Origin of the sequence: Sphingobium fuliginis (assembly GCF_004152845.1) — a bacterium.
Taxonomy (GTDB): Bacteria; Pseudomonadota; Alphaproteobacteria; order Sphingomonadales; family Sphingomonadaceae; genus Sphingobium; species Sphingobium fuliginis.
This window is the reverse complement of sequence record NZ_SEON01000008.1, coordinates 136397-158867: the sequence shown is the minus strand read 5'-3', so window position 1 is coordinate 158867 and position 22471 is coordinate 136397. Positions and strand designations below refer to the sequence as shown.

The following is a 22471-nucleotide window of genomic DNA, read 5'->3' as shown; positions in this document are numbered from 1 at the left end:
GGCTGCGCGATCGGACGCCCAGGATAGCAGGGTGGCGCGCTTTACTTCGGGCTCAAGCTTCAGGTGCCCAGCAACGTCGAGGGGATCGATGAACGAGCGTGTGTGCGACACGACATATCCTCCTTCCCTGCCGCGATTTTCTCCGAAAGGGAGATCTCAGGAGATTGGTTCGGACTCGTTTAGGGTCAATGGATGAGGACGCGCACAGCGTTTGCCGGGCGTTCATTTCCGTCTTAGAACTGACGCGCAGCACGCCATTCAATCCGGTGGCGAACGGCCTCCGCGATCGCTGGCATGACGTCTATATCATTCGACGCATGTGCAACCGCGTTCGTGCTGACGATCCTTTCGACAAGCCCACCCAGAACCTGCGCTGCATCGCCGGCAAAAAGCGGATGCACGACCACGCAATCCGGTCGCGCGAACCCCATGCCGACCAGTTGGCGCGCCGCCTCGGTGAGGGTCCGACCGGATGAGGCGATATCGTCGACCAGCACCGGCTGGCGATCGAGAAACGCTGGGGCATTCGGAATCGAGATGGTGACGTGACGGTCGCCGGATCGGATTTTCTCGCACACGAGAAACGGAGCATCGGCATCGGCCGCCACCTGCGAGACCCACTGTTCGCTTTCCAGGTCCGGACCGATGATCAGCGGGCGAGCGACATTGCGCTTGATCCACGAGGCCAAAAACGGCGCGGCATGAACAACCTGGGTTGGGATGCGGTAGATTTCCGACAATTCATGGTAGCGATGGAGATGCGGATCGACCGTCACCAGCCAGTCGAGATGGCGAGACAGGATCGCAGCAAAGGTTCGCGACGTCACCGCCTCGCCGGCATGGAAGCGTATGTCCTGGCGCATGTAAGCGAGGTAAGGGGCGACGAGCCCGATCCTGCGAGCGCCAAGATCGCGCGCGGTGTCGGCTGCGAACAGCAGCGGCAACAGCTTGGCGTCCGGATGATCGAGACTGGACAGCAGGATGACCTCGCGGTCGCTGACGTCGTTTCCGACCCTGAGATAGGTTTCCCCGTCAGGAAACTGACGATGCTCGATCGTGCCGACCTCTGCATCGAGCGCGGCGGATAGCGGCTGTGCCAGGGCCTCGCTGCCAGACAGCGCGAACAGCACGGGACGGTTCATAGCGCTTCAATCCCGAAGATCGGCCCGTCGCTCACCGCATAGGCCGCCGCATAGTCGAGCTCGCCCGGGCTCTCGGCATGAATGCTACACAAGGGAGCCCCGGCATCCACCATCTGGTTCAGCCGACACTGCAGCGCGACGCCGGCGGCCTTGGCCATCGGCGCGCCGGCAAGCTTCGCGACCGTCGCGAGCTTGCGATTGTCGATACTCACCAGGCGGCCGCTATAGGGAGCGATCATATCCTGTTGGAACCGGGCGACCGGTGGAGCCCGCATGCCGCCCTGCGCTTCGCAGATACGTTGGAACTTGGCCCAGGCCCGGCCGCTTTCGAGGCACGCCCGCGCACGCGCATAACCTTCGCGGGCCGGGGCTGCGTCCGCGAGCTCAAGCAGTCCTCCCGCCAGCTCGCAGGCCCGGTGGGCGAGATCCTCGGCGCCCGGCTGCCCCTGGAGCACGGCAAGGATATCCTGCGCCTCGAGCGCCGGACCGATGCCCCGTCCGATCGGCTCGGCGCCGGGGCCGCGCATCACGCGCGTGCGAAGCCCGAAGGCTTGGGCGACAGAGCTCAGCGCCCGCTCGAGCGTGTCGGCGGCATCGGCGCCGCGTACCTTGGCGGTCGGCCCGACCGGGATGTCGATGACCAGATGGGTCGCACCGGCCGCGATTTTCTTGGACAGCACCGAGGCGACCATCTGCCCGACGGCATCGATATCGAGCACCCGTTCCACGCCGATGATCACATCGTCGGCAGGGCTGAGGTTGACGGCGCCGCCCCAGGCGATGCAGCCGCCTTCGCGCTCGACCACCTTGCGGATTGCGGAAACGTCGAGGTCGACAGGTGCCAGCACCTCCATCGTGTCCGCCGTGCCGGCCGGTGAGGTGATCGCCCGCGACGATGTCTTGGGCATGATCAGGCCCTCCGCGGCCATGATCGAGACGATGATCGGCGTGGTGCGATTGCCCGGCAAGCCACCGACGCTATGCTTGTCGACGATGACCGTTCCGGGCCACTGCAATCGCTCGCCGACATCGACCATCGCCCTGGTCAGGCTGATCGTTTCGTCCGTATCGAGCGGGACCGCTGAGCAGGCCGTGACGAACGCCGAGAGATGGACATCGCTATAGCGTCGCTCGGCGATGTCGGTGATGATCGCTGAAAAAGCCCCGTCACTGAGACGATTGCCATAGATGCGCCGACGCACTTCGGCGAGCGAGGCGAGAGGCTGGGCGTGCGCGATCTCGACCGGATCGCCATCGCTGACGCCGAGCCGCTGCCATGCGGATTCGGAGAGGCCGATCTCGCCGGGCGCTGGAGTCTCCGCGGAGCTGTGCAGCAGCGAGACGACGATTTCCCGCCCGCCGGCGCGCAGCGCGACCTGCGCGCGGGACGCAAGACCTTCCGAGCGGCAGACGGGACAGTCGTGGCGCATGACCGCGATCAGATCGCTTCCGGCAGCCGACAGGCCGATGCGGCGTGCCCGCAGCGTCGTCGCGACAGGCTCTGCTTCGGCGTCCTCGATGATCCCGGGCTTCACGCGAGCATGCCCCAGCTACCCAGCGCCGGTACGCTGCATGCCCAACCCAGTTCCTCCGAGACACGCTTCGCCAGGACCTGGGCGCCGGTCGGCTCGCCATGGGTGACATAGACGTGGCGCGGGGCCTCGTGCAGCGACCCGAGCCAGCGCATGAGTTCGTCGCTGTCGGCATGCGCCGAGAGCATCGTCAGGTTGGCGACCTCGGCTTCGACCGGGATATACTCGCCGTGGATCTTGATCGTCCGGGCGCCGCCGATCATGGCGGCGCCGCGGGTGCCCGCCGCCTGGAAGCCCGAGAAGAGGATGAGGTTCTTCCCATCCGGCGCGAAGCGCTTGAGATGGTGGAGCACGCGGCCGCCCGTTGCCATTCCACTGGCCGAGATGATGACCTTGGGGGTGGGGTTGGCGGTGAGTTCCTTGGATTCCTCCACTTCGCGCACATAGTGCGCGACGCTGCACGCCGCTTCGCACTCGGCGCGAGCCAGGCGATGCTCGTCCATGAAATCGCACATCAGCCCGCTCGCGTTGATCGCCATCGGGCTGTCGAGGAAGATCGGGATGTCGCGGAGGCGTCCCTGCGCGCGCAGACGCGAGAAATGATAGAGAAGCGACTGAACCCGTCCCACGGCGAAGGCCGGGATCACCACCGTCCCGCCTCTCTCGACGCATCGCTCGACATGATCTCCAAGCGTCTTTGTCGGATCGACCTGCTCGTGGCGCCGATCGCCATAGGTCGATTCCACTAGGACATAGTCGGCGCGCGCGGGCGGCTCGGGATCCTTCATCACCGCATCGCCGTAACGGCCGATATCGCCTGAGAAGAGGATTGTCCGCCCCTTCCAGTCGATCTCGATCGACGCCGCGCCGAGGATGTGGCCGGCGCGATGGTAGCGCACCCTGATGCCGTCCGTGACTGCATGCCACGCTCCGAACTCGATCGGGCGGAAGAGCTGCAATGCCAGACGCGCGTCGGCCTGGGTGTAGAGGGGCAGCGCCGGCTGGTGCCTGGAGAAGCCGTGCTGGTTGGCGAACTCCGCATCCTTTTCCTGCAGATGGCCGCTGTCGGGAAGAAGGAGCTCGCACAGGGCCGCGGTCGCCCGCGTGGCAAGGACGGTCCCGTCCCAGCCCAGGCGCGCCATGCGCGGTAGTGCGCCCGAGTGATCGAGATGGGCGTGGGTCAGCAGCACCTGGCCGACATCCGCGACTTCGGGTGGGATCGATGCCCAATTAAGGCGGCGCAGATCCCTGGGTCCCTGAAACAGGCCGGAATCGACCACGATCTGAGTTTCACCATCGTCCACCAGATAACGCGACCCTGTGACCGTTCCCGATGCGCCGAGAAAGGCAACGCCGAGACCATCGGCCGGGCGCTTGGCCAGATCGATCCTTGCTTCACGCTCGAAGATGGTCACGCGGGAATGGTGCCGTTTCTTTCTCTTTTGCATGGACGCGGGCCTGCCTCTCACGATTATGTTCGTGAGCGCAGCATTGGTTCGCGGACGCCGCACGCCTATACGCAAAATCCGCAGCACGACTGCTGCTCCCCGACAGCTGCGTCGCCCGAACGCCGATGGCCGATCCCATCGATCGCCTTACCCATGCCTGCGCGATGCCCGGGGGACTTCGGTCTCTACTTATACCTTGCTCCTTGGACTCGAGCCTATGCTGCCCGGACGTTGACCAGAAGAGGACGGCATATGGGCGAACATGACCATCGCATGCGCAAGCGCGGCAAGATCGTTCTGATCGGCTTCCTGCTCGTCGCTAGCTTCTTCCTCCTCACCGAGCATACCGCGCACTTCCTGGGTGTGCTGCCCTATCTCATCCTGCTCGCCTGCCCGCTCATGCACCTGTTCATGCACCGCGGCCATGGTGGGCATCAGCATGGCCATGAGCCCGGTCAGGCACCCGCCGGCTTACCGGCCAATCCCAACGGCCGCATCGAAGGAGAGTCGCGATGACGCACGCCGACTATGGCTATGGTCTGTGGGGGCTCGCGCTGGTTAACGCCGCCGTTTTCATCCTCTTTGCGTTCAGCTTCTTCAAGCCGGCAACTAAACGAGACTGGCGCAGTTTGGGGGCGTTCAGCGCTTTCATCATAGCGCTCTTCGCGGAAATGTATGGCTTCCCGCTCACGATCTTCGTGCTTTCGGGGTGGCTCCAGTCGTATTTCCCCGCTGTCGACTGGTGGAGCCACGATGCTGGACATCTCCTGGAGATGATGTTCGGCTGGCGAGTTAATCCCCATTACGGTCCATTCCACATCGCCAGCTTTGTGCTGATCGGCGTGGGTTACTGGCTGATCTCGGTTGCATGGACGGCCCTTCACTTGAGTCAGCGCAAACACCAATTGGCCCTTACTGGGATTTATGCCCGGATCCGGCACCCGCAATATGTCGGCTTCATTCTCGTCATGCTCGGCTTTTTGCTACAATGGCCGACCCTTTTGACCCTTGCTATGTTTCCGGTGCTCGTCGTGATGTATATTCGGCTGGCTCGGCATGAGGAAAAGGAGGCGCTAGCCAACTTCGGCGAGGTTTACCGCGATTATATGGCTCGCGTGCCCGGCTTCATTCCGAATCTGACAATCCATTCGCGTCGAAGAAGGCCATGGCGATCCTTGACGGGAATGGCTGATGTAATTGCCGGCAAGGTCAATGCTGACGTTCTGACTGGCCTTATTATTCGGACATCGTTACCCGACCTCACAGCACACTACTGCAGCAATCCCGGTTCGACTGCGCAATCATCTTGGGAGGGCAAGTTCGCCTTGCACGGGCAGATTCGGTGTGGAGCTGATGCCCGGCACTAGACGCAGAGCATCGCCGATCAAGGTATAGACGGCGTGGCGCTGGCCGCCACGGTTCCGATGGTCGACGCGATAGCCCTGATAATGTCGGCGGAGCAGGCCTGCATTCACCAGTTCGGAAACGGCGCGACTGAGATTACTCTTGCCGGCTGTGCGAATGCGTGCCCGCATTTCCTCCGCGATCACGCCGCGCCTTTTCTCCGGATCGCCGGGGAGCAGTCCGTTTCTAGCGAGGTCGCTCTCGACCCGCTCGGCCAGCGTAATGCTGCGCGGACCACGCTGGGCCATCGGGGTCAATGCGTCGCATAGCCAATCGCGCAGGGAAACGAGCCCATCGTTCCGCCTGACCCAGGGACCGGCGCTTCCATCTGGCCCCGCCACCTGGGCGATCAGGTTGAGCAGCATGAAGGCATAACGGGGCCGGCTCGATACGGTCGCCAGCGTCTCGAGCACGGCCGCGACATCACAGCCAATGGAGGGTTCAAGAGGCTTGCCTGCATGAAACATAACATGATGGAATCAAGCACAAAGCAGGATCAATGTGAATCCCAAATCGGCGGCCACAGACGGGTTGTCAGCTATGACACTTTGCCGGCGGATAAAGTGTCATAGGCGATCCATTCTAATCGTAGATTGTTGCGAATCGTTCTCAACTCATCCTGATAATCATGGCGCTCGCCGCTTAGGTGTGGACGAGCCGTCTCCTCGCGAACGAGCTTCCGTCGCCTATGGCGAACAGGATAAAAGACTGCGGCCGCCTTGATGATCTCACGCGCTTTGCGACGGACTGTCAGCGTGCTGAAACCCTTGGCGATCTGCATGGCACGATCGATGCCGCCGTGCGCGATCTTGGCTTCCGCTGGTTCACGCTGCTTCACAATATCGACCTTCGGCGCGGCGACGAGCAAAGCCTGTTCCTCACAACCTATCCGTCGGCCTGGCTCGAGGAAGTGCTCGAAGAGCGCCATTATCTCGAAGATCCCATCCATGCGGCCTGCGCACGTACGCCCTCTGGACTGGCCTGGGACCGTGTCGGCGACGTGCTGGAGCTCACGCCGCGCCAGCGAGGCATCCTTGACCGCGCCCGGGATCATGACCTTGCATCGGGCTACAGTTTGCCGATCCGGACCCCGGGCGAGCCCGAGGCGATCTTCACTGCGGCCCGATCACGCGACGAGCCGCTGAGTGCAGAAGAGGTTCTGACCGCCCGTCTGCTCGGCTCGGTCGCTTATGATCGGGCGCGCGAGCTGCTTGGCGAAAGGGCAGGGCCATTGGCCTGCGTCCCTCTCAGTCCTCGCCAGGTCGAATGCATCGCGCTCGTCGCGCAAGGCAAAAGCGACTGGGAGATCGGCCAGATCCTCGGCCTCAGCCGCGATACCGTGCACGAATATGTTGAATCGGCCCGCAGGCGTTATGGCGTGCGACGACGCACGCAGCTGGTGCTGCGCGCGGTTCGCGATGGTCATCTCAACATGGAAGCGCTGCTCTGATCTCGCCGGCCATATGATGATCGGGCTTGGGCAAGTTCAGGATTTCTGCGCTGTCGCTGGCGCGATCAAGGACGCTACGGCCTTGTCTGACCTGATGGCCGAAATCACGAAGGCCATGGGCTTTCGGCACTATGCCCTGGTCCATCATGTCGACCTGAAGCCTGCGGTTCGCTCGGTCCACATCGTCGACTATCCGCAAGACTGGGTGGAGCGCTTCCAGGCGAGACGCCTCTATGCGAGCGACCCGATCCACCGCGCCAGCCATCGCACCAATGTGGGCTTTGCCTGGTCGGCGGTTCAGTCGATCATCTCTCTGACGGCCGCCGATCGCTCGATCCTGGCAGAAGCCTACGAGGCCGGGCTGGGCGACGGCTTCACCGTTCCGGCCCATATTCCTGGCGAGCTCAATGGATCCTGTTCCTTCGCGATGGCGGCGGGCGAGATGCTCGACCATCGGCAGCTGCCGTTCGTGCAGCTCGTCGGCAGCTTCGCGTTCGAAGCGGCACGCAAGATTTCCCGGATCCACGCGCCGCAATCCGAATGCCCGAGCCTGACCGAAAGGCAGGCCGAATGCGTGGCGCTGGTCGCGCGGGGCAAGACCGATTGGGAGATCAGCCAGATCCTCGGCATCGGCCAGGAAACGGTGATCCAGCATGTGAAGGATGCGCGCGACCGCTATGGCGTCACCAAGCGCACCCTCCTCGCCATTCGCGCCTTGTTCGAAGGGCAAATCAGCTTTGCCGATGTGTTCGGCCGATGATCTCCCCAGAACTGGGGATAACGCAAAAAAGCCGCCTCTGATCGACTGACAGGCCTCACCAAAAGGAGGCTGTCATGCACATCGGGACCGGCTTTTCGCAAGCCATGGAACACCGCCTGTTTCGCTCCATGTTCGAGGAGCGCAAGCGGGTCTTCGTCGATCTTCTTCGCTGGGACGTTCCGGTCATCGCCGGTCGCTACGAGATCGATCAGTTCGACAATGATCGCGCCGTCTACATCGTTGTTACCGGGGACGACGGGGAACACCGGGCCTCCGCACGGCTTCTGCCGACCACGCACGAGCATATTCTCGGCACGATCTTCCCGGATCTTTGCGAGGAAGCGCCGCCGCGCGGCAGTGCTATCCTGGAAATCACCCGCTTTTGCCTTGCGCGAAAATTGCGCGCCCGGGAGCGTCTCGAGCTGCGCAATCAGCTGGTCACCGCGCTCGTCGAATATGCCCTCGCCAACCAGATCCACAGCTTCACCGGGGTCGCCGAGTGGCCGTGGTTCCAGCAGATCCTGGGTTTCGGCTGGACTTGCCGACCATTGGGTCTTCCCACGTCCGAGCAAGGGCGAAGTCTCGTCGCCTTGCAAATCGATGTGGACGACCGAACGCGCGAGCAGCTGCGCGCGAGCGGCATTTTCCGCCCTGTCGGCCTTGCCGATCTTCCCGCCGCAGCATGAGGAGGGCGATCATGGCCACGATCGCACGGCGCGGCGTCTCCGCCGCGACCAAAGCCGACGAAAATCTGCGGCAGCACGGCTTCTGCATCCTGCGGGATGTCGAGTCTCGGTCACGCATCGAGGAGATCAATCGATCCCTCCATCCGCGTTTTGCCGCCACGCCTTTCTGCCAGGGCGGATTCTACGGCCCTCGGACAAAACGCTTCGGTGGCCTGCTGAAGCGCGCGCCGACGGTTGAAAGTCTTGTCCAAAACCCTGCCGTCATGCGCCTCGTCCACGCTATCCTCGAGCCCTGGTGCGACACGGTCCAGCTCAACCTCACGCAAGCGCTCGAGCTGCACCCGGGGGCGCCAGCGCAATTTCCGCACCGGGATCAGGACATGTGGCGCGGTCCGACCGGCGAGCTCGAATATCTCGTCAACGTCATGTGGCCGATTTCGCCGTTCAAGGCCGAAAATGGGGCGACGCTGGTCTGGCCGGGGAGCCACAATGGGGGGCAGGGCGACGACGGCGCGGAGCCGGTCGCCATCGAAGCGGATCCGGGATCGGCGATCATATTCCTGGGATCGACCCTCCATGGCGCCGGCGCGAATCGTTCAAACGCGGTGCGCCGAGGCATCATCGTCAGCTACTGCCTCGGCTGGCTGAAGCCCTATGAGAACCAGTGGCTGACCTATCCGCCCGAGGTGGCCAGCGCATTCTATCCCGAGCTTGCCGCGCTGGTCGGCTACCAGCAGCACCGCCCCAATCTCGGCAATTATGACGGGCAGTGCCCGTCCATCCTGCTCGGCGGCGATCCGCCAGACCATCTCGCCGCAATCGATGCTCTCCGGCCCGACCAGGAAGGCGCTCTGTCCGAATTCCTGCGGCAGCAAACCGATCAACTCCCCCCCCGGCTAGGGGGATTGCCGAAATCGAGCGCGGTCGGAACAAAAGAGAGGTGAAATCCAACGGATAGCTGACGGCATTTCCCGACGCGGGAGCTGTCTCTCGCGGGGGAAGACCCGATGCAACGTGCAATATTCGGCATGGCGATGCTCGCCCTCGCCACAGCCCTTCCAAGCGCACCGGCAGCGGCGAATGACCTGGGCTGCCAGGTTCTCCTGTGTCTTTCCAATCCCGGTGGCGCGACCCAATACGCGCAATGCGTGTCGCCGATGACCAAGCTATGGCAACGCTTGGCCACCGGCGGCGCCTTTCCCGGCTGTAGCGGCGGCGTCGCCCGCACGAAGGTCTATGATCGCGATTCCACAACTCGCCGCCGGGTGGTCATCACGTTCAACGACGGCCGCAGCCAGACCTTCTCGCTGGCCGGCATCGAGCGTTTGGACGGCGGCCGCCGATGATCCTCGATGTCGCCACCCTTCTTTCGCTTGCAGGAGCTTGCGCACCGACGGTGGCGCCTGAGACGCTCATTTCGATCGTCCACACGGAGAGCCGGTTCAACAGTCTCGCAATCGGGGTCAATAGTCCCGGCGTGCGCGCGCCAAAGCCCGCGACCAAGGCGCAGGCAATCGCTGCGGCGCGCAGCCTGATTGGTCGAGGCTACAACATCGATCTCGGCCTGGGACAGATTAACAGCGCCAATCTCGGCTGGCTGGGGCTTTCGGTCGAAAATGCGTTCGAACCCTGCTCCAATTTGGCCGCCGCCGCCCGCGTCATCGCGACCAACTACCAGGCGGTCGCGCGCCTTGCCCCGAGCCGCGATCACGCGATCGCGACCGCCCTTTCGCTGTACAATACCGGCGACCGGCGGCGCGGCTTTCGCAACGGCTATGTCGCCAGGGTCTATGCCAGTGCGTCAGCCGTCATTCCGTTGATCCGGAGTACGGCGCCGGCGACCAGAAACTCGGTCGTTGCCCCAGCGGCTCCGGCCTTCGCTCCGCCACCCGACACCCCTGTTTCGCCACCGGCCGCAGCCGGGTGGAACACAGCGGCGAGGGCGAGCCAGGCCTCGCTCATGGTGTTTGGCGACGGGGCCGCATCTCAGAAAGGACAGCATCCATGACAGCAATCACCGCCCATCAGGGCGGACGGCGCCAATGGGCGCGACTTCTTCTGCGCGTCATCGGCGTGATGGCATTGGCGCTGCTTGTCTCGATGCTGCTGAGCGATCCTGCGCACGCGCAGGGGGCTGACGGCATCACGTCGATGGCGGAGAACATCAAGACCTGGCTCACCGGGACTTTCGCCAAGACCATCGCGGTGATCGCGGTCGTGATCGTCGGGTTCATGTTTTTCACCGGGCGCGCCAGCCTCGGCCTTCTGGTGACGGTCATCGTTGGCATCTTCATCGTCTTCAGTGCGCAGTGGATCGTCGACACCATCACGGGTGGCGCGTGAAGGAGAGCGCCGCCCTGGACGAGCGGCTGCGCGAGGAGACGTTGTTTCTGGCGGTCACGCGCCCGACGATGTGGCTCGGCGTGCCGCTCGAAGCCTCGTTGCCGATCGCGCTTGCCGCCTGTCTCACTTTGATCGTCAGCGGCAACCCGCTCTATGCCGGCGCCATCGGAGGCGCCTGTCTCGCCGTCGCACGGCTCATCGTGCGGCACGATGCCAACGCCTTCCGGCTGCTGTGGCTCTGGACCATGACCAAGGCGCGAAGCCGGAACCGCGTCTGGTGGGGCGGCAGTTCCTATTCGCCGCTCCCGGTCGCGGGGCTGAAACGCAAGGGCTTTGCGCGTGGCTAGCGCGGCTGCCCAGCTCCCGCCGCGCAAGACGCCGTGGCGCATATTGCGGCAAGAGGCCGAGCCGGGTCGCTATCTGCCCTATGCGCGCCACGTGACATCGGAGGTGATCGCGCTCGATAGCGGCGACCTCATGATGATGTTCCGCCTTGAAGGGCTTGCGTTCGAGACCGCGGATCCGATCCACCTCAATGACTGGCACGAGAAGCTCAACGGCACCTGGCGCAACATTGCCGACGATCGGCTCGCGCTCTGGACCCACATCGTTCGCCGCCCGGTCGATGACTATCCCGAAGGCCAATTCCGCTCGGACTTCGCGGCCGATCTGGACGAAAAATATCGCGCGCGGGTGACTGCCAAGCGCATGTTCGTCAACGAGCATTATCTGACGCTGATCATGCGACCGGCGGTCGGCTCGGCCGATCGGACCGGGCTTCTCCTCAAGCGCATCGCCAAAGCCAGGGCGGCCGATGAGGAGGTCGACCCCGACGAACTGGCCCGCTTCGAGGAGAAGGCGCGCGATATCGAAAAGCTCCTCCGGCGGTGCAGCCCCGCGCGGCTCGGCCTCTATGAGCAAAATGGCCTCCTATTCTCCAGGCCGCTCGAAGTGCTCGAGCAGGTCATGATGGGCGCAAAGGCCAAGGTGCCGCTGGTCCGAGGCCATCTTGGATCCGCACTCTACGGCGAGCGGGTGATCTTCGGACGCGAGACGGTCGAGATCCGCGCCCATGATGCGAGCCGCTGGCTGGGCATTTTCGGCATCCGGGAATATCCCGCGCTCACCCGTCCCGGTCAGATGAACGCTCTGCTCGGCCAGGATTTCTCGTTCGTCGTGTCGCAATCCTTCACCTTCATGGGGAAGGCGCGCGCGGCCGAAAGGCTGCGGCGCCGGCAGAACCAGATGGCTTCGACCGAGGACGCGGCAGCAAGCCAGGCGCTCGACCTTGAAGACGCCGCCGACGATCTTCAAAGCAATCGGTTCGTCCTTGGCGAACATCACTTCTCGCTTGGGGTGTTTGCCGAGAGCCAGAGGCGACTCGCCGATAATCTGTCGGCCGCGCGGGCCGCGCTCGCGGATGCTGGCCTGGTATCAGCGAGGGAAGGGCCGGCGCTCGAGGCGGCCTTCTGGGCTCAGCTTCCCGGAAATTTCGCGTGGCGGGCGCGGCCGGCGGCAATCACATCGCGGAATTTCGCCGCATTGGCGCCTTTTCATACCTATCCCGCGGGCCGGCCGAGCGGAAATCATTGGGGTCCGGCGATCGCGCTGATGAAAACGGCCGCGCAATCGCCCTACTATTTCAACTTCCATGTCGGGGATCTCGGCCACACGCTCATTATCGGTCCCTCGGGCGCGGGCAAAACGGTCGTTCAGAACTTCCTGATGGCGCAGCTCGAGAAGACGGGCGCGCAGCAGATCTTCATCGACAAGGATCGCGGCGCCGAGATCTACGTGCGGTCTGTTGGCGGGATCTATCTGACGCTGAAGAACGGGGAGCCAACCGGCTTCGCGCCGCTGCGGGCGCTCGAATATGGACCGCGCAACCTCGTCTTTCTCGGTCGTCTGATCCGGCAGCTGGTGACGCCGCCGGGCGGCCCGCTGGGCGTCACCCAGGAGCGCATGATCGACGAAGGCTTGGCGTCGCTCGGGCGGCTCGCACCGGAGAACCGATCCATTCTGGCCCTGCGCCAGCTGCTCGGCCAGCGCGACCCGGAAGGCATCGGCGCTCGACTTGAGAAATGGTCGCGGGGCGGATCGCTGGGTTGGGTGTTCGACAACGAGATCGATGCTTTGTCGCTCGATGCGCCGTTCCTCGGCTTCGACATGACCGACTTCCTCGACAATCCGGAAGTTCGCACGCCGATCATGATGTACATGTTCCATCGCATCGACGGCCTTCTGGATGGCCGCCGACTGGTGATCGACATCGATGAGTTCTGGAAGGCGCTGGGTGATGACGCTTTCCGCGCCTTTGCCCAGGATGGCCTGAAGACCTACCGCAAGCAGAACGCCTTCTTGGTTTTCGGCACGCAGAGCCCGGCCGATGCGCTGCGCTCGGATATCTCACACAGTATCATGGAGCAGGTCGCGACCAAGATCCTGCTGCCCAACCCCTATGGGCGTGAAACGGATTATATCGACGGGCTGGGCCTGACCCAGGCGGAATTCAAGCTCATCCGTCACGACCTGAACCCCGAATCTCGCCGCTTCCTCATCAAGCAGGGTCATGACTCGATCGTGGTGGAACTGGACCTGGGCGGCCTCACCGACGAGCTCGCGGTGCTCTCGGGCACCACGGAAACCGTGACGCTCCTCGATGCCATTCGCGCTGATGTCGGCGACGACCCGGCGAAATGGCTGCCTCTTTTTCACCAGCAGCGTCGGTCTGCATCGGCCAGGAAAGGATGAGCTATGGGTAAGGGCATATACGCAGCACTTGGCGCCATCGCCCTAGGAATGGCGGGGCCTGCAGTCGCGCAAGGCATCCCCGTCTACGACAGCTCCGGTTATCTGCAGGCGCTGGCCACGGTGAAGAACACCCTGTCGATGATCGATCAGGGGAAGGAGCAGATCGCAGAAGCGAAGCAGCTCTATGGCAGCTTCAACCAGGTCACCGACGTCAACGGCATCGCATCATCTCTTTCCACCGATGCCATGCGCCACCTTCTGCCGCGGGAGGCCCGTGACATCAGCCGGCTGATGTCGTCGGACAATGCCAGCCTGGGCTCGCTCGGGAGCTCCGCGACCCGTATCCGGGACGCCAACCGTATCGCTTTGCCGGAATTGCGACCAGGTGCGTCGGCGTATGAGCGCGCTTCCCGCGACAACCTCTTGCGGAACGGCGACCTCGCAGCGCGCGATGCCGCGATCGCGGAGGCGGCCTATGGCGTGTCGGCCCAGCGTACCGCCGGGCTCGAAGAACTGAGAACCTCGCTGGATACGGCTTCGGACGCCAAGCAGGTCATGGATATCCAGGCGAGGGTAGGGGTCGAGAATGCCCATATCCAGAACGACGCCTTGCAATTGCAGGCGCTGCGGATGCGGCAAGAGTCGCAACGTCGGCTTCGGATTCAACGTGACGACGAACAGGACCTGGCCGACCTGACGACAAGTTTGGGTGGCGAGTGATGCTCCGCACGATCGTCGCCAGCGCTATTTTGGCGTCCGCATTAGTGGGTTGCAAACAGCCGACCGGGAAGGATGAGTATCGCCGTGATACTAACCTGAGGAACGAAACCCTCCGGAACTGCGCGAACGGCACCCATCTGAGCTCCCGAGAGTGCACAAATGCGCAAGATGTAAAAGATCTTGATGACCTCAAACGGTCTCTTTGACGTCTGGCGAATTCTCGATGGCTTCTACTCTCTTCAATGATTTCTATCTGCAGGTCGACAATCAGCTCGACCTGTTCCTGAACGAGCGTCTCCAAAATGTCGTTGAGGTTGTTCGCGGCCCACTTGCGGTCGGGCTGGTCATCTACATTGCCCTGTTCGGCTACATGGTGATGCGGGGTATCATCAGCGAACCTTGGGGCGAGCTTTTCTATCGGATGGTGAAGCTCTGTCTGCTGTATGTTGCTGCGACGACGGTCGCCTATTCCGATTGGATCACGACGCCGCTCTTCCATGGGATGCCGGATGCTCTTTCTCAAGCGCTTTCCGGTAGGACGATCACAAGCGTCGGCGCTGCGTTCGACGACTATTTCAATCAAGCGGATAGTATAGTTCTCATAATCCGCGCTAAGGCCGCTACATACATCGAGATAAACCCGATGCGCTTGGTGCTAATCGCGCTAGCCGTTGGAATCTATGCGTTGGCTGGCTTGTCAGCTGCAATCGGCTTCGCAATTACCATTTTCGCAAAAATTGCCCTCGCAATCATCATTGCGTTGGGTCCGATCTTCATAGCGCTCTCATTGTTTGAGCCGACGCGTCGCTTCTTCCATGGATGGCTGGGTCAAGCCTTCAACTACATCGTCCTCATGGGCGTTATCATTGCGATCACGACGCTCATCTCGGATCTGGGCACCATCGCAATCGCCGCTGCTGAATCAAAGGCCGATGTGACGATCGGTGCGGTTCTGTTCGCAGTTTACCTCTTTCTAGGAACTATCTTCTTCTTCCAAGCGCCCGCCATCGCGACGGGAATAGCCGGGGGCGCCGCTGCAGGTGTGGGCGCTTTCGCCGGAACGGCCTGGGGCACAATGGCATCTCCCTTCCGACAGCGTCGCGTCATGCGCAACAGCCGCAACTTGGAGCGCGCCGCTCGTCGCGGCGGCACCATCGAAGCGGCGTAGTGAGGCATCATCATGACTTTCCTTTTTCCGCGAATTTCCGCCTCGAGCTTCCGCCGCAGCGTCGCTTGCCTGGTCGGTGGCTTAGCTGTGCTCGGCGTCGCGGGCTGTGCTTCCGGACCCAAGAAGCTCGCGGTTTGCAATGGTCATCGCCTGCGAGACGTGAACATCTACGGAAGCGTCCTGCCTGGCTCGCCAGTGCCTGCCACCACGGCACCAAGAGCTGCGCCGCCCATACCACCCCTGTCCCACCCACGAGACGGCGATCCGCCCCCGCCGCCCGCCGTGCCGTCGCCGTCTACCTCGGACGACAAGATCTCGTTCGCACCAAGGGGACCGCACTATGCGAGCTGCTGATGACCGCTCGGAGGCGGTGCCGGCGTCGGGGCTGCAGCGCTATTTCCGGGACGCACGAAGCTGGGATCAGGACAGGATCCGGAACGCGCTGCGCTCGACCCGCATCGCTTGGAGCATCGCGGCCATCGCCTCACTCCTGGCCGCAGCATCGATCTTTGCAGTTGTGGCTCTGACGCCTCTCAAGACTGTCGTCCCCTATGTTATTCGCGTCAACCAGACCACCGGCGCAGTAGATGTCCAGACCGCGCTCACCCAGCGGCCGATGCGCTACGATGAGGCGGTCACCAAATACTTCCTCGCCCAGTATGTGAGAACCCGCGAAAGCTGGATCCCGGCAGCGGCCGAAGAAAATTTTCGGTTCGTGACGATCCTCTCGCAACCGACTGAACAGCAGCGCTGGGCGCGTTTCTATAGCAGCAACAATGGTGCAAGTCCCCAAAATGTCTGGGGCAAGAATGCGGTCGTGCAAGCGCGCGTGCGCAACATCGCCTTCATCAATGATCGCGTCGCCAATGTGCGGTTCACGCGGACGGTCCAGACCGAGACCGACGTTCAGAACAGCGATTGGATCGCCACAATCACGTTCGCCTACGCCAACGCGCCCATGGCGGAAGGCGATCGCTACCGGAACCCGCTGGGATTCCAGGTCGAAAACTATCGTGCCGATCCGGAGGTGATCCGATGAGGGCGCTCTCCGCCGCCATCATTTGCGCGCTGGTGCCTGTAACGGCGGCGCACGCGGTCGAAGTTCCGCGAGGTGGTCCGTCCGACCCGCGCGTCAAGTTCGTCGAATATGAAGAGACCGAGGTCTATCGGATCGTCGGCACGTTCCGGACCGCAACGCAGATTGTCCTGAGCGACGATGAGACGATCCAGCACGTCGCGCTGGGCGACACCGTATCTTGGGAGGTCGCCGTCGCCGGGCACATCCTGTTCCTCAAGCCGCGTGAGCGTGCCGGACCGACCAATCTCATCGTCACCACGTCGCGCGGAGGCGAATTGCGCAGCTATGCGTTCGAGTTGACCGCTCGCAGCGGTCCGATCACGGGCCGCAACGGCCAAGCCTATTTTCAGGTGCGGTTCCGATATCCCAGGGACGACGCCGACCGCGCCGCGCGTCTCAGGGCCGCGCAGATTGCCATGCAGGCCGCTGCCCTAGAGGGCCGCGCCGTTCGCGGCGCTCTCGATCATGCGGTCGTCGAAGGGCCTCGCAACATGAACTACAAGGTGCAGGGCTCCAGCGAGCTTCAGCCGTCGGAGGTCTCCGATAACGGGCAGTTCACGGTGTTGCGTTTCCCCGCGAACCGCGAGGTGCCGGCGATATATCTGGTGCGACCGGACGGATCTGAGACGCTGGTCCCCTTCGACGTCCGCGACGAATTCGTCGTCGTCCATTTGGTGGCGCGTCAGCTGCGCCTTCGGCGAGGCGGCGAGGTGCTGTGCATCTATAATCAGGCGCCAGAACCCTATGGGGTCGATCATGGGACGAACACCGGGTCGCCCCATGTCGAGCGCACCATCACACATCCGCAGGAATGAGCCATGGCCGAAGATCCATCCTCCGTTTCGCGCCTTCTGCCGAGCGCCGATCTCACGCCGGAGAAAGACGAGATCCTGCACGAGCGCGGTATCGAGCCGATCGGGGGGATGACGCCTTCCAAGCGCAATACCGCCCTCATCTTTGCCGGCACGGCGATGGTACTGGGCATCCTGTGGGTTAATTCCGGGACGAGCCAACAGGGCTCCAATCGTGACCTCACTGCACCGGGCGGGGCGGCCCAAGAGCGGCGCGATATCGTGGCGCGGGAAACCGTCGATTACGCGGCGGTCGCTCCGCAGCCGAGACCGCTGGGCGCAGGCGGGAGCGATCCCAACGCACCTGTGCTCAATCCCGCAGCAGGGGTTCCTGGCCCCGACGGTCAGATCGTCCCTGCCATGCAGCCCGGTGCGGCGCCAGGACCGACAGGAGGGACGGGCGCCCGGCCCAACCTCGCCGACCGGGCGCGACGGTCGACACTCATCGCCTATGGCGGGCGCGATCTCGGTGGGGAGACCTCGCAAGGTCCGGCGGCGGCCTCGGGCGCGCAACCGACCGAAAATTCAGGAACGCCAGGGAGCGCTGAGGGCGGGGCGCCCAATGCGCTGGATCTTCTGCGGCAAAGTTCGGCCGTAGGCGAAGCGCGAGCCTCGATGCTCCCCAATCGCAATTTTCTGATCACTGCGGGGACATTGATTCCCTGCACCCTTCAGACGGCCATCAATTCCGCGCAGCCTGGATACACGTCCTGCATGATCCCGCGCGATGTCTACTCCGAGAATGGCCGGGTCGTGCTCATGGAAAAGGGCACGCGCGTGCTCGGCGAGTATCGCGGAGGTATCCAACAGGGTCAGAACCGCCTCTTTGTGCTTTGGACCCGGGCGGTGACGCCACAAGGCGTCCGCATCGACCTTGCCTCGCCTGGGTCAGACGCGCTCGGCCGCGCCGGGCTTGCTGGGGCAGTCGACAGCTTCTTTTGGGCACGGTTCGGCGGCGCGCTCCTGCTCTCGCTCGTCGATGACGCCGCCTATATTGCCGGGCAGGCCGCATCGAGCGGCAACGGCAATTTCAACAATGTCACGCGTGCGCCGAGCGAAGGGGCCGCGATCGCGCTCCAGAACAACATCAATATCCGGCCGGTGCTGAAAAAGAACCAGGGCGAGGAGGTCGGTATCTTCGTCGCCAAGGACTTCAACTTCGCCGATGTCTACAATCTAGAGCTGCGGCGGTAAGCCATGCGCGACACCGCCGTCCTTCGTCACTACCTCGAACCGCTTCTTCCGTTGCTGGAGCCAGATGATGTGACCGAGCTCGTCATCAACCGTCCGGGCGAGGCGGGAATCGAGGACCGGCAGGGGTGGCGATGGCATGAGCTGTCCGAACTCGACAGCGAGTGGCTTGGAACGCTCGCCGTCGCCGCGGCAAGCTTCACGCACCAGGACATCGATGGGCAGACCCCGATCTGTTCGACCGTCCTCCCAGGCGGCGAGCGCTGCCAGATCGTAATCCCGTCGGTGACGCCGAGCGGCTGCCCGTCCTTTACGATACGCAAGCCCTCGACCGTAACCCTGCCGATCGACCAGCTCGCACGCGCTGGCCTCTTTGACACGACGCGCGCGAGCGCCCGGGGCCTTACCGAAACCGACGCCGAGTTGGTGGCACTTCGCGATGCGGGCGACTGGCCGGCCTTCTTCAAGGTCGCGGTCGCCGCGCGCAAGAATATCCTGGTCAGCGGTGCAACCGGGTCCGGCAAGACGACCTTGGCGAAAGCGCTCATCCAGCTCATCCCGCCCGACGAGCGACTGCTTACGATCGAGGACACACGCGAACTCATCGTGCCCCATCGCAATGTCGTTCATATGGTCTATTCGAGCGAGGGGCAGGGCCTTGCAAAGGTCGGTCCCAAGCAACTTCTCGAGAGCGCGCTGCGCATGCGCCCGGATCGGATCCTGCTGCAGGAGCTGCGCGACGGCACCGCGTTCTTCTACCTGCGCAATGTCAATTCGGGGCACCCTGGGTCGATCACCACGGTGCATGCCGGCTCTGCGGCGGGTGCCTTCGAGCAGCTGACGCTACTGGTCAAGGAATCCGAGGGCGGCCGAGATCTCGCGCGCGATGATATCCGCGGACTTTTGCGAATGCTCATCGATGTGGTCGTCCAGACCCGGCGCCATGGCGGCCGCTTCGAGGTCGAAGAGGTCTACTTCAACCCGAAGGTGGGCGATGCCGGTGCAGCGTAGCTTCTGGATGATCGGCCTGTCCGTTGCCGGCGGCACCTTATTGTGCTGCGCCATCGCCGTGCTGGTTGCCCTCTTTGGGCTGGGCCAGATCGGCTCTCACACCGACCTCACGGCCTTGCCCGCATGGCTGTGGTACTATCGGGCGGACCCACTGCTTATTCTTTGGCTAAAGCGCGGGGCGCTGGCGGGCGCAGTTGTGGTCGGGCTCCTCGCGATTGGGATTCTGCGCCGCGGGCCGGCATTGCACGGCACCGCCCGGTTTGCGCGCGAAGGCGAGATCCGGCGGGAGGGCCTTCGCGCCGCGTCCGGCATCGTTGTCGGCCGCAAGGCTGGACGTTTCCTGATATTCGGCGGGAGCGAGCATGTTCTGCTCGAGGCACCCACACGAGCGGGCAAGGGCGTGGGCGTCGTCATTCCCAATCTGCTGACCTGGCCAGATTCGGTGGTCGTGCTCGACGTGAAACGGGAGAACTGGGGCGCAAGCGCGGGGTATCGTGCACGGGCCGGCCAGGCCGTGCATCTGTTCGATCCGCTCGACGCGGAGGGGCGGACGGCGCGGTACAACCCCCTGGCGCACATCAGACGGACTGATGACATAGAGGTCGTCAACGAGCTGCAGAAGATCGCGGGCATGCTTTTCCCCGCGCCCGAGCGATCCGATCCCTTCTGGGCGGAGGCCGCGCGAGCGGCCTTTGTCGGCGTCGGCGCCCTGGTCGCATCCAACCCGGGCCTGCCCTTCACCATCGGCGAGATATACCGCCGCCTCACGAGCGGGGATCCCAAGAGCGACCTTCCCGCAACGCTTCAGGAAGCCCGCAGGGTGGGCCAGCGCCTCAGCCAAGCCTGCGTGTCCGCGATCCAGGATTTCACCTCGGCCTCGGACAACACCTTTTCCGGGATCAAGCAGACCATCACCGCGCGGCTCAATCTCTGGCTCAACCCCATGGTGGATGCCGCCACCTCGGAAAGCGACTTCGACCTGCGCGAGGTGCGGCGTCGGCGTATGTCGATTTACCTTGGCGTGTCGCCCGACAATATCGACCGCATCGCGCCGATCTACAGCCTGTTCCTACAGCAACTCGTGGATCTCAACACCCGCGATCTTCCTGAGGGCGCGACCAATGTCCCGGTCCTGGTCCTGCTCGACGAGTTCGCCAGGCTCGGCAAAGCCTCGGTGATTGCGAGCGGCTTCTCCTATGTCGCCGGCTATGGCCTACGCCTGGTCCCGGTCATTCAGAGCCGATCCCAGCTTCGCGCAATCTATGGTCCCGATGTCACCGACGAGATCATCGCCAATTGCGGCCTTGAGGTGGTCTTCACGCCCAAGGAGCTAAAGGTCGCGAACGAACTTTCCGAACGGCTCGGTTTTTTCACGATGAACGTGAAATCCCGCAGCCGTACCATCCACGGGCTGCTGGCGAACCGGAGCATCTCGGAATCTGATCAGCGCCGCGCGCTCCTGCTGCCACAAGAGCTCATGCAGCTGCCGAAGAACGAACTCCTGCTCCTTCGCGCCGGCATCCCACCAATTCGAGGGCGCAAGATCGCCTACTACCGGATGCCACGCTTCACGCGACGGGTGGTTGCTCCGCCTGTGCTGTCCGCCCGTCCAATCGCGGCAATGCTTTCCCCACCTACGTCGGCTTCAGCGCTGTGGGGCGCTGGCACATCCGGTCTGAGCGGCGCCCCACAGCAACCGGTGACAAGCTCGGGCGGGACCATACAGGAGGAAATTGCGATGCGGGAAATGACCGACGCCGAGCTGGCAGGTGCGGCCAAGATCACGGATGACATGCTGGTTCTGGGCGACCTGGCCGACCTGCCGCCCCCGGGCGACGAGGCCGCCGCGATCGCCTTCGTGTCGGCGATGGTCGAGCGGGCACTTTTGCCACCGGTCGGGCAGCCATCCACATCCATTATCCAGGAAAGGACAGCTCATGTCCGCTGAGAAGCCCGAGAATTCGCGGGGCGCCAGGAAGCGCGCCAATGCCATTTCGATTGGTGAAGGTCAGTCCGTACCGCGTTCTGGGAAAGACACGCGTGACGACATTCCCAAGGATCCCGGCACCTCTAACAAAGGCAAGGAGCGGGCGGGGGTTCAGCCACGATCAATTTCTGCCGGCGACATACCGGAGCCCCTGCAAAAGCGCTACTTTTCGTCGACCGGCAAATGGTCGGGGGAACCGGCTTACTTCACGACGGCCCAGGCGAAGGAGCCTGCATTTCGGGACCAAGGACGGCGTCTTGTCACCTCGAGCGAAAGTGAGGAGGTCGTGCGCGATCTCGTTGCCATCGCTCGCTACCGCGGGTGGTCGCACGTTCATGTCACGGGCAGCGAGACGTTCCGAAGGGCCGCGTGGCTCGAAGCCGGTCGCCAGGGTTTGGAAGTACGGGGATATCGGCCGAGCGAACGGGATTTGCAGGAGCTGGACCGCATCCGGCGCGAGGCTAGCCGCAACAGCATCGCGCCCACCGTCACTGCGCCGGCCTCGCGCGAACCCGATCGCAGCCGCCGTCAGGCGCCGGAAGGATTGAGGCGACCGTCTTCAGCACAAGCCCGTGAGAAGAATTCGCGCGCGGCCCAGAGCCAGCTCCGTGTGATCGAGGCAGTGGTGCGCACGGCGCTGTTCGACAATCCGGAAGCGGTCGCCAGGGTCATGAAGGTCGCGAACGACAAGGTACAAACGCATCTGCAGGCGGGGCGGCAGTTTCAGGCCGCGAAAGTGCGGGACACATCCGTCCGGACAGTTGAGCCATCCGGCCGCAAGCGGCAGGACGTAGGCAAGGAACGGCCGCCGCTGCAACGATCGCGCGGCCGCTGATCGAGAAGCACCGAGCCTGGCAATGCGCAGCGCGGCGTGCCGCATAAACGGCATCGCCTAACCGGGTGCAACGACCTTATATGCTCGCCTTTGTGGCCATGTAGGGCCATAAAC

General features: G+C 63.5%; 24 protein-coding genes. 20 read left to right on the top strand and 4 right to left on the bottom strand.

Annotated elements, in window-relative coordinates:
* Nucleotides 1–233: 233 nt before the first annotated feature.
* Genes EWH10_RS17990 through EWH10_RS17980 form a run of 3 tightly spaced genes read right to left on the bottom strand, consistent with a single transcriptional unit; the run spans nt 234 to nt 4122 of the window.
* Nucleotides 234–1142 carry a ribose-phosphate pyrophosphokinase gene (locus tag EWH10_RS17990; protein ID WP_009823969.1) on the bottom strand — a complete coding sequence of 303 codons (909 nt, stop codon included), beginning with the start codon at nt 1140–1142 and terminating at the stop codon, nt 234–236.
* The gene (locus tag EWH10_RS17985; RefSeq protein ID WP_007683378.1) at nt 1139–2677 is read right to left on the bottom strand and encodes a thymidine phosphorylase family protein; all 1539 of its coding nucleotides are present in this window, start codon (nt 2675–2677) and stop codon (nt 1139–1141) included. Before EWH10_RS17985 ends, EWH10_RS17990 begins: the two co-directional genes overlap by 4 nt.
* On the bottom strand, nt 2674–4122 hold the full coding sequence (locus tag EWH10_RS17980) for an MBL fold/beta-CASP domain-containing RNA metallo-hydrolase (RefSeq protein ID WP_013849921.1): 1449 nt from the start codon (nt 4120–4122) through the stop codon (nt 2674–2676). The genes EWH10_RS17985 and EWH10_RS17980 overlap by 4 nt, the downstream gene beginning before the upstream one ends.
* A 252-nt stretch (nt 4123–4374) precedes the next feature.
* Here EWH10_RS17980 and EWH10_RS17975 point away from each other — a divergent pair, with 252 nt between their 5' ends.
* Both EWH10_RS17975 and EWH10_RS17970 read left to right on the top strand, forming a co-directional pair.
* A complete protein-coding gene (locus EWH10_RS17975) occupies nt 4375–4638 on the top strand; it encodes a DUF2933 domain-containing protein (RefSeq protein ID WP_007683380.1) in 264 nt (87 codons plus the stop codon).
* Nucleotides 4635–5489 carry a methyltransferase family protein gene (locus EWH10_RS17970; protein WP_007683381.1) on the top strand — a complete coding sequence of 285 codons (855 nt, stop codon included), beginning with the start codon at nt 4635–4637 and terminating at the stop codon, nt 5487–5489. Before EWH10_RS17975 ends, EWH10_RS17970 begins: the two co-directional genes overlap by 4 nt.
* Here EWH10_RS17970 and EWH10_RS17965 read toward each other — a convergent pair.
* The gene (locus tag EWH10_RS17965) at nt 5424–5993 is read right to left on the bottom strand and encodes a hypothetical protein (RefSeq protein WP_013039076.1); all 570 of its coding nucleotides are present in this window, start codon (nt 5991–5993) and stop codon (nt 5424–5426) included. The genes EWH10_RS17970 and EWH10_RS17965 overlap by 66 nt on opposite strands.
* A gap of 221 nt (nt 5994–6214) precedes the next feature.
* Here EWH10_RS17965 and EWH10_RS17960 point away from each other — a divergent pair, with 221 nt between their 5' ends.
* The 18 genes from EWH10_RS17960 to EWH10_RS17875 all read left to right on the top strand — a co-directional run bounded on the left by EWH10_RS17960 (nt 6215) and on the right by EWH10_RS17875 (nt 22357).
* Entirely contained in the window at nt 6215–6976 is a 762-nt protein-coding gene (locus tag EWH10_RS17960; RefSeq protein WP_007683383.1) for a helix-turn-helix transcriptional regulator, read from the top strand.
* 82 nt (nt 6977–7058) lie between these two features.
* Nucleotides 7059–7736 carry a LuxR family transcriptional regulator gene (locus EWH10_RS17955; RefSeq protein WP_229742691.1) on the top strand — a complete coding sequence of 226 codons (678 nt, stop codon included), beginning with the start codon at nt 7059–7061 and terminating at the stop codon, nt 7734–7736.
* 74 nt (nt 7737–7810) lie between these two features.
* A complete protein-coding gene (locus EWH10_RS17950) occupies nt 7811–8422 on the top strand; it encodes an acyl-homoserine-lactone synthase (RefSeq protein ID WP_007683387.1) in 612 nt (203 codons plus the stop codon).
* 11 nt (nt 8423–8433) lie between these two features.
* Nucleotides 8434–9366, top strand: coding sequence for a phytanoyl-CoA dioxygenase family protein (locus EWH10_RS17945; RefSeq protein WP_007683389.1), 933 nt, complete (start codon nt 8434–8436; stop codon nt 9364–9366).
* Between the two features lie 63 nt (nt 9367–9429).
* A complete protein-coding gene (locus EWH10_RS17940) occupies nt 9430–9768 on the top strand; it encodes a hypothetical protein (RefSeq protein WP_009823965.1) in 339 nt (112 codons plus the stop codon).
* A complete protein-coding gene (locus EWH10_RS17935) occupies nt 9765–10430 on the top strand; it encodes a lytic transglycosylase domain-containing protein (protein ID WP_056383899.1) in 666 nt (221 codons plus the stop codon). The genes EWH10_RS17940 and EWH10_RS17935 overlap by 4 nt, the downstream gene beginning before the upstream one ends.
* Complete coding sequence (locus EWH10_RS17930; protein ID WP_009823963.1) at nt 10427–10765, top strand: TrbC/VirB2 family protein; 339 nt, start codon at nt 10427–10429, stop codon at nt 10763–10765. The genes EWH10_RS17935 and EWH10_RS17930 overlap by 4 nt, the downstream gene beginning before the upstream one ends.
* On the top strand, nt 10762–11112 hold the full coding sequence (locus EWH10_RS17925; protein ID WP_009823962.1) for a VirB3 family type IV secretion system protein: 351 nt from the start codon (nt 10762–10764) through the stop codon (nt 11110–11112). The genes EWH10_RS17930 and EWH10_RS17925 overlap by 4 nt, the downstream gene beginning before the upstream one ends.
* Nucleotides 11105–13516: a VirB4 family type IV secretion/conjugal transfer ATPase gene (locus EWH10_RS17920; RefSeq protein ID WP_371873094.1), complete on the top strand. Its 2412-nt coding sequence runs from the start codon at nt 11105–11107 to the stop codon at nt 13514–13516. Before EWH10_RS17925 ends, EWH10_RS17920 begins: the two co-directional genes overlap by 8 nt.
* 3 nt (nt 13517–13519) lie before the next feature.
* The gene (locus EWH10_RS17915; protein ID WP_013849915.1) at nt 13520–14236 is read left to right on the top strand and encodes a TrbJ/VirB5 family protein; all 717 of its coding nucleotides are present in this window, start codon (nt 13520–13522) and stop codon (nt 14234–14236) included.
* Nucleotides 14236–14442, top strand: coding sequence for an EexN family lipoprotein (locus EWH10_RS22260; RefSeq protein ID WP_150104476.1), 207 nt, complete (start codon nt 14236–14238; stop codon nt 14440–14442). The genes EWH10_RS17915 and EWH10_RS22260 overlap by 1 nt, the downstream gene beginning before the upstream one ends.
* A 17-nt stretch (nt 14443–14459) precedes the next feature.
* Nucleotides 14460–15404 (top strand): TrbL/VirB6 family protein, encoded by a 945-nt coding sequence (locus EWH10_RS17910; RefSeq protein WP_130030144.1) that lies wholly within the window; start codon nt 14460–14462, stop codon nt 15402–15404.
* A gap of 340 nt (nt 15405–15744) precedes the next feature.
* Nucleotides 15745–16443, top strand: a complete 699-nt coding sequence (locus EWH10_RS17900) for a VirB8 family type IV secretion system protein (protein ID WP_130030143.1) — start codon at nt 15745–15747, stop codon at nt 16441–16443.
* Nucleotides 16440–17297: a P-type conjugative transfer protein VirB9 gene (gene virB9, locus EWH10_RS17895; RefSeq protein WP_013039064.1), complete on the top strand. Its 858-nt coding sequence runs from the start codon at nt 16440–16442 to the stop codon at nt 17295–17297. The genes EWH10_RS17900 and virB9 overlap by 4 nt, the downstream gene beginning before the upstream one ends.
* A 3-nt stretch (nt 17298–17300) precedes the next feature.
* Nucleotides 17301–18527, top strand: coding sequence for a type IV secretion system protein VirB10 (virB10, locus tag EWH10_RS17890; protein WP_013849913.1), 1227 nt, complete (start codon nt 17301–17303; stop codon nt 18525–18527).
* Nucleotides 18528–18530: 3 nt separating this feature from the next.
* Nucleotides 18531–19535 (top strand): P-type DNA transfer ATPase VirB11, encoded by a 1005-nt coding sequence (gene virB11, locus EWH10_RS17885; protein WP_130030142.1) that lies wholly within the window; start codon nt 18531–18533, stop codon nt 19533–19535.
* Nucleotides 19519–21483 (top strand): type IV secretory system conjugative DNA transfer family protein, encoded by a 1965-nt coding sequence (locus tag EWH10_RS17880; RefSeq protein ID WP_130030141.1) that lies wholly within the window; start codon nt 19519–19521, stop codon nt 21481–21483. The genes virB11 and EWH10_RS17880 overlap by 17 nt, the downstream gene beginning before the upstream one ends.
* Nucleotides 21473–22357, top strand: a complete 885-nt coding sequence (locus EWH10_RS17875) for an LPD7 domain-containing protein (protein WP_021224370.1) — start codon at nt 21473–21475, stop codon at nt 22355–22357. Before EWH10_RS17880 ends, EWH10_RS17875 begins: the two co-directional genes overlap by 11 nt.
* Nucleotides 22358–22471 lie beyond the last annotated feature (114 nt).